This window comes from Streptomyces ipomoeae 91-03 (genome assembly GCF_000317595.1).
GTDB classification, from domain to species: Bacteria; Actinomycetota; Actinomycetes; order Streptomycetales; family Streptomycetaceae; genus Streptomyces; species Streptomyces ipomoeae.
In genome coordinates, this window is the sequence record NZ_AEJC01000468.1 from 1 (window position 1) to 5,459 (window position 5,459).

A 5,459-nucleotide genomic window follows, 5' to 3' on the forward strand; every position below is an offset into this window, starting at 1 on the left:
GCCCTCCCCGTCAGTCGGGATCCTGCGCCCGCTCCGCCGTCACCTTCCGCAGCAGCGGCCGGCTCCCGGCGAGCGCGGCGAACATGGTCACCGTGCCGATGCCCACACAGAGGGCGAGCCGTAGGGCACCCGAGGAGTCCGTCGTCACCTGGAACGTCTCGTTGACCTTCAGCCCGGCGTAGATACCGGTCGCCGTCGTCCCGCCGGCCAGGACCACCAGCGGCACCGCGGTCTCACGGATCCGCGCCCGGTCGAGGACCTTCAGCGGCGTACCCGCCAGCCGCAGCAGGCCGTACACCCGCCGTCGGTCCAGCACCGTGGCCGCCGCGGTGAGCCCGGCGGAGGCCGCGGCGACGAGGAAGCCCAGGGAGAGGACCGCGAGCCCCATCTGACCGATGAGCCTGGTCGTCATGTCGCTCTCGGCGTTGACGTAGTCCTCGGGGTACGGCAGGTTCCCGGGCGAGAGCGAGGCCAGCGCCGTCGTGGCGGTGTCGATCCGGTCCTGCCCGCCCCGGACCCGCACCACGATGCCCTTGTCGCCCCCCAGCAGCCCGTCCCACTGGTCCTCGTTCTGCGGTCGCACGGTCGCCTTCACCCCGGCATCGGCGAGCAACTCGCGAGCCCGCACGGCGAGTTCGCGCGGCTTCTGCTGCTCCGTCCGCACCGCGACCTGACCCGGGTACGTCGTCCCGATGATGCCGACCTGGCCGACGGTGAAGAACCCGGCGACGAGCCCCGCCAGGACCAGCCCGCTCACGGTCCGCCACGCGCCGCGCGGATCGTCGCTGAGTCGACGCGCCGCCAGCATCGTCGCCGGGCGGCGCGCGAAACGGCTCAGCACCCTGCCCAGCATGTCGACGACCCACGGGCCGAGCGTCCAGAACGCCCCGTACACCAGGACGATCAACGCGATCGACTGTCCGACGGTCAGACCGCCACCACGGGCCGTGACCGTCACATACAGCAGGACGGCGGCGAACAGCACCAGCCGGATCACCCGCGTCCGGCGCGGATTCGCCTGCTGCGCCACACCCAGCGGCGAACGCGCCACCCCACGCAGCGTGCTCATCGCGCTGATCGCCGTGAGCACGGCCACGGCCACGACCACCGCGAGCAGCCACGACACCCCGACCCACAGCTGCCCGGCGTACCAGGAGCCGATGCCGAACGGCACGCGCGCCAGGACCGGTATCAGCAGGACGTGGGCCAGCGCGCCGGCGAGTCCGCCGGCCAGGCCGACCACCGCCGACTCGGCGCCGGTCATGGCGAGGATCTGCCTCGGGGTCGCCCCGGCCAGCCGCAGGGCCGCCAGCCGCTGCTCCCGGCGAGCGGCACCGAGCCGGCCGGCCGCCGAGGCAAGCACGATCACCGGCACGACGAGGAGACCGCCGCCCATGATCGCGGCCTGCTGGTCGAAGACGGTGAACTGGCTGGGCTTCGTGCCCGCGAAGCCGTCGATCCAGGCGTGCGCGGCGAGGACGTCGAGGGCGTCGCCCTCCGGGGCGCGGGTGATCGCGGGGTCGTCGGGAGTGCGGCCGACGACCGCGACCAGTTCCTCCGGCGCAGCGAGGCCGGCTTCGCCGATCGTGCCGAAGTCGGTCCTGCTGGAGAAGCGGTCCGCGAGCTGCTTCGCGGGCAGCTCCCTCATCAGCTTCTCCAGGGCGGGGGAGAGGTAGGTGTTGCCGGGGGACGGGAAGCCGTCCAGCCCCGGCGGGGCGGGGGTCGCCGGCCGGTTCGGGAGCTGGGCCAGGGAGACGACGGTGATCGGCTCGTGTCCCACATACATGGTGCCGAGCGTCTGTACGGCCGTGGCTTGCTTCGCCGGTACGGCGTCCGGGGTGCGCCAGGCCGTGCGGTCGGCGCGGGTGCCGGCGCCGAGCGTTGCCGCGAGGAGGAGCAGGAGGACGAGGGCGCCGACCGCTGCCGCGGCGGCGGAGAGGAGGTGGCTTTGCAGGCCGCGGCGCCCGGAGGAGCGGGCCAGGTGCCAGGTCAGTGGCAGGACGGGGGAGCGCATTGGGGTCTCCGGGGTGCCTAATAGCTCGGTCGTTCTTGTGGGTTGGCGGCTGCGGGTTGTGTGGGGCTGGTCGCGCAGTTCCCCGCGCCCCTTTGGGGGCTGTGCCCCCATCAGGGGCTGTGCCCCGCTTTGGGACCGCGCTTTGTGCAGGATGCGGCTCTCACACCACCGTGTACTGGCTGAAGCCGCTGATCCGGCCGTCCCTCACCTGGAGGACGCGGTCGCAGTGGGCGGCCACCTCGGGGTCGTGGGTGACCATGACGAGGGAGGCGCCCTGGTCCCGGGTGACGGAGGTGAGGAGGCGGATGACCTCCTCACCGGTGGACTGGTCGAGGGCGCCGGTGGGTTCGTCGGCGAAGACGACGTCCGGTTCCACGGCCAGGGCGCGGGCGATGGCGACGCGTTGGGCCTGGCCGCCGGAGAGCTGGCCGGGGCGGCGCTGCTCCAGGCCGGTGAGGCCGAGCGGGGCGAACCAGCGGCGGGCCTGCTTGACCGCCTGGCGGCGGGGCACGCCCTCCAGCATCAGGGGAAGGGCGACGTTCTCCTCGGCGGGCAGCTCCGGCAGCAGCTGGCCGAACTGGAAGACGAACCCGAAGCGTTTGCGACGCAGCGCGCTGAGCCGGTTCTCGCGCCAGTCGTCGATACGTTCACCGCGCAGCAGCACCTGGCCGCCGTCGGGTCGGACGATGCCGGCGAGGGTGTGGAGGAGGGTGGACTTGCCGGAGCCGGAGGGGCCCATGATGGCCAGGGACTCGCGCTCGGCGACGCTCACGTCCACGCCGGCCAGGGCGGTGGTGGTGCCGTACTTCTTGGTGAGGCCGTGACCGGCCAGAACGGTGCTCATGATGTGCCGGGACCCCTTCTACTTGCGCTCGAACTTCCAGGTGACGGACGTGTCCGTGGCCTTCACCACGGTGACCGGGATGGAGACCTTCTCGCCGTCGCCACCCTTGCCGGTGCATGTCACCTCCGTTCCGGCCACGGCCTTCAGATCGGGGCACCGCACGCCCGACACGTCGCTGCCGATCCAGGGCAGCGGGTGGTACTTCGACTCGGTACGGCCCCCGACGATGTTCCCGCTCAGGGCCTTCTGCCCGTCCACGGTCACGGCGCTGAACCGGTCCAGCCCAGTGCTGGACTCCGTGCCGCTCATCGCGTAGTGAGGGCACCGGCGCCGACGGCCACGGCCGCGACCGCGGCGCCGGTGATGATCAGGGGCTTGCTCGGCATGAGGTGCTCCAGAGGTCGACAAGGAGGTTGTGGCCACCAACCTCTCGCGGCGGAGGGGCCCGGCGCCTCGGCCGAACGGCCAGGCTTCCCGACCCTCCGGGCGCCCTCCCTCAGCCGTACGGCCGATACGGCCGGCCACGGGGCTGCCTACTGTGATCCGCGTGAACCTCGCGCTCGACACCCAGAACCCCGCCGGCGGCGGCACCGAACGGCCGGTGAGCTCCGCGAAGCCGGGCTGCCTGCGCATCGGCGGCATCGTGGCCCTGATCCTGGCCGGCGGATCCGACTTCGTCCTGCTGGGGACGGAGGAAGCCGGTTTCCTCTGGCTGCACCTGTGCTCCCTGGTCGTGGGCCTGGTGGCGCTGCTGTGGCCGGAACGCCGCCGACCGGCCTGGCTCACCCCGCAGGTGCGTACGAGTGTCCCGGCCCTCGTGGCCGCCGCGAACATCCTCACCCTGTTCGTCACGGGGGAGGAGGGCGGATTCGGCCTGGGCCAGGCCGCCGTGCTCCTCTGTCTGCTGGTGGTCGCCGTCCGTACCTGCCCGCCGGGCTGGGCACTGGTCTGCGGAGTGCTCGACGGCTGCGTGCTGATCGCCCTGCCCCTGCCGTACTTCCTCCTCGACCAGGACGACAGCATCCTCGGCGTCACGATGCTGTTGCTGTTGTTCGCAGGCGTCGCGGCGGGCATCGCCGCCTATCTGCGCACCCTGGACGACCGCCGTACGCGAGCCGTCACCGAGACCCGCCGGGCCGAGCGCCTCGCCATGGCCGCCGACCTGCACGACTTCGTGGCCCACCACGTCACCGGGATCCTCGTGCAGACGCAGGTCGCGCGGTTGATGGCCACCACTGAGCCCGAGCGAAGCGAGATGGGGGTCCCCCCGGACGAAGTCTGGGGGAGGCTGGATCCCGTCCTCGCGGGCATCGAGCGGGCCGCCACCGAGGCGCTGGCGTCGATGCGGCGCACGGTGGGTGTCCTGCGCGAGCACGACGACGACCAGGACGAGGCCGCCGACCGGCGCCCGGTCGGTGATCTGGCGGGCATCGACGAACTGGTCCGCGGCTTCGACGGGGTCGGCGGTGTCGACGGACGCACGGCGCGGCTGTACCGGGACCCCTCGGTCCCCGACGATCTGCCGCACGAGGTCCAGGCCGCCGCCTTCCGCGTAGCACAGGAGGCCCTGACCAACGTCCGCCGGCACGCCGCCGACGCCACCGAGGTCACCGTCTCCCTCCGCTACGCCCACGGTGACCTGGAGGTCGCGGTGCGCGACGACGGCCGGGGCGGCGCCCGCCTCCCGGAAGCGGCCCGCGGCGGCGGCTTCGGGCTCGTCGGCCTCACCGAACGCGTCATCGCGCTCGGCGGCCGGATCCAGGCCCGCCACCGCGGGGACGGCCCCGGCTGGGAGGTCGTCGCCGTGCTCCCCACCACTCCCGCCGCCGGGTGAGCTGAACCTCCGGGCCGGACTTCCCGTATCTCCTCACGGGGATGGCGGGAGACCGCGTGCACGGAAGGAGATCAGCGTGTCGATACCGCCCGAACCAGGGCCGACGACGAAGCGCCGCACGATCGAGCCCACCTATGTCATGCGCCGACGCCGGACCGAGGCCCTGGCGGAACTGCTGCGCGAGATGGAGCTGTACAAGGGGACGACCACTTCGAACGAGGAGTACGAGACCGTCGCCGTACCCCCGGTGACGGAAGCGACCCCGGGTCCACGGACCCCGCCCCCGGCGCCGCCCCGCAAGCGCATCCTGCCGCAGTCGTCGGAGTACGAGACCGAGGAACTGCCCCCGGTCATGGTCGGCGAGGACTTCGGCGCCGACACGGTCGTCTCGGACGGACGACGACCGAGGCGCCGCCCGGCACCCTCCGGCGGCGGCGCGGGCCTGAAGCGCGCCGCGGTCGTCGTCGGCGTCGGCGCGGCGGCCCTCCTCGGCTTCGGCGCCGCCCTCCTGCTGCCCGGCGGTGACAAGGACACCGAGGCGAGCCCCGCCAAGCCCACCGCGACCCCGTCGGCACCCGCGACCTCCGCCCCGGCACCCGACGACGCCGGCGGCGCCGACCCGGACGGCGCCGGCACCCTCCGCGAGGGCGACAGCGGCCCCGAGGTCTCCGAACTCCAGCAGCGGCTGCGCCGCATCCCGAACGTGTACGACAACGGCTCCACCTCGGGCCGGTACGACGTCGTGCTGATGGAGGCCGTGGCCCGCT

General features: G+C 73.1%; 5 protein-coding genes. 2 read left to right on the forward strand and 3 right to left on the reverse strand.

Going from position 1 to position 5,459, the window contains the following annotated elements; genetic code table 11:
• Positions 1-10: 10 nt before the first annotated feature.
• From STRIP9103_RS30640 to STRIP9103_RS30650, 3 genes are all read right to left on the reverse strand, one after another.
• Positions 11-2,014 carry an FtsX-like permease family protein gene (locus tag STRIP9103_RS30640; protein ID WP_009326903.1) on the reverse strand — a complete coding sequence of 668 codons (2,004 nt, stop codon included), beginning with the start codon at positions 2,012-2,014 and terminating at the stop codon, positions 11-13.
• Between the two features lie 160 nt (positions 2,015-2,174).
• The gene (locus STRIP9103_RS30645; protein WP_009326901.1) at positions 2,175-2,858 is read right to left on the reverse strand and encodes an ABC transporter ATP-binding protein; all 684 of its coding nucleotides are present in this window, start codon (positions 2,856-2,858) and stop codon (positions 2,175-2,177) included.
• Positions 2,859-2,876: 18 nt separating this feature from the next.
• Complete coding sequence (locus STRIP9103_RS30650) at positions 2,877-3,167, reverse strand: hypothetical protein (RefSeq protein WP_324605705.1); 291 nt, start codon at positions 3,165-3,167, stop codon at positions 2,877-2,879.
• A 238-nt stretch (positions 3,168-3,405) separates the two neighbouring features.
• Here STRIP9103_RS30650 and STRIP9103_RS30655 point away from each other — a divergent pair, with 238 nt between their 5' ends.
• Together STRIP9103_RS30655 and STRIP9103_RS30660 are read left to right on the forward strand one after the other, a co-directional pair.
• Positions 3,406-4,692 carry a sensor histidine kinase gene (locus STRIP9103_RS30655; RefSeq protein ID WP_048821294.1) on the forward strand — a complete coding sequence of 429 codons (1,287 nt, stop codon included), beginning with the start codon at positions 3,406-3,408 and terminating at the stop codon, positions 4,690-4,692.
• A gap of 76 nt (positions 4,693-4,768) precedes the next feature.
• Positions 4,769-5,459 (forward strand): peptidoglycan-binding domain-containing protein (locus STRIP9103_RS30660; RefSeq protein WP_009326900.1); only part of this gene is annotated, 691 nt, incomplete at its 3' end.

Bases quoted from the DNA above. Each gene is read 5' to 3' on its own strand.
- STRIP9103_RS30640 (WP_009326903.1), bottom strand. From the start codon at position 2,014: ATGCGCTCCCCCGTCCTGCCACTGACCTGGCACCTGGCCCGCTCCTCC.
- STRIP9103_RS30645 (WP_009326901.1), bottom strand. From the start codon at position 2,858: ATGAGCACCGTTCTGGCCGGTCACGGCCTCACCAAGAAGTACGGCACC.
- STRIP9103_RS30650 (WP_324605705.1), bottom strand. From the start codon at position 3,167: ATGAGCGGCACGGAGTCCAGCACTGGGCTGGACCGGTTCAGCGCCGTG.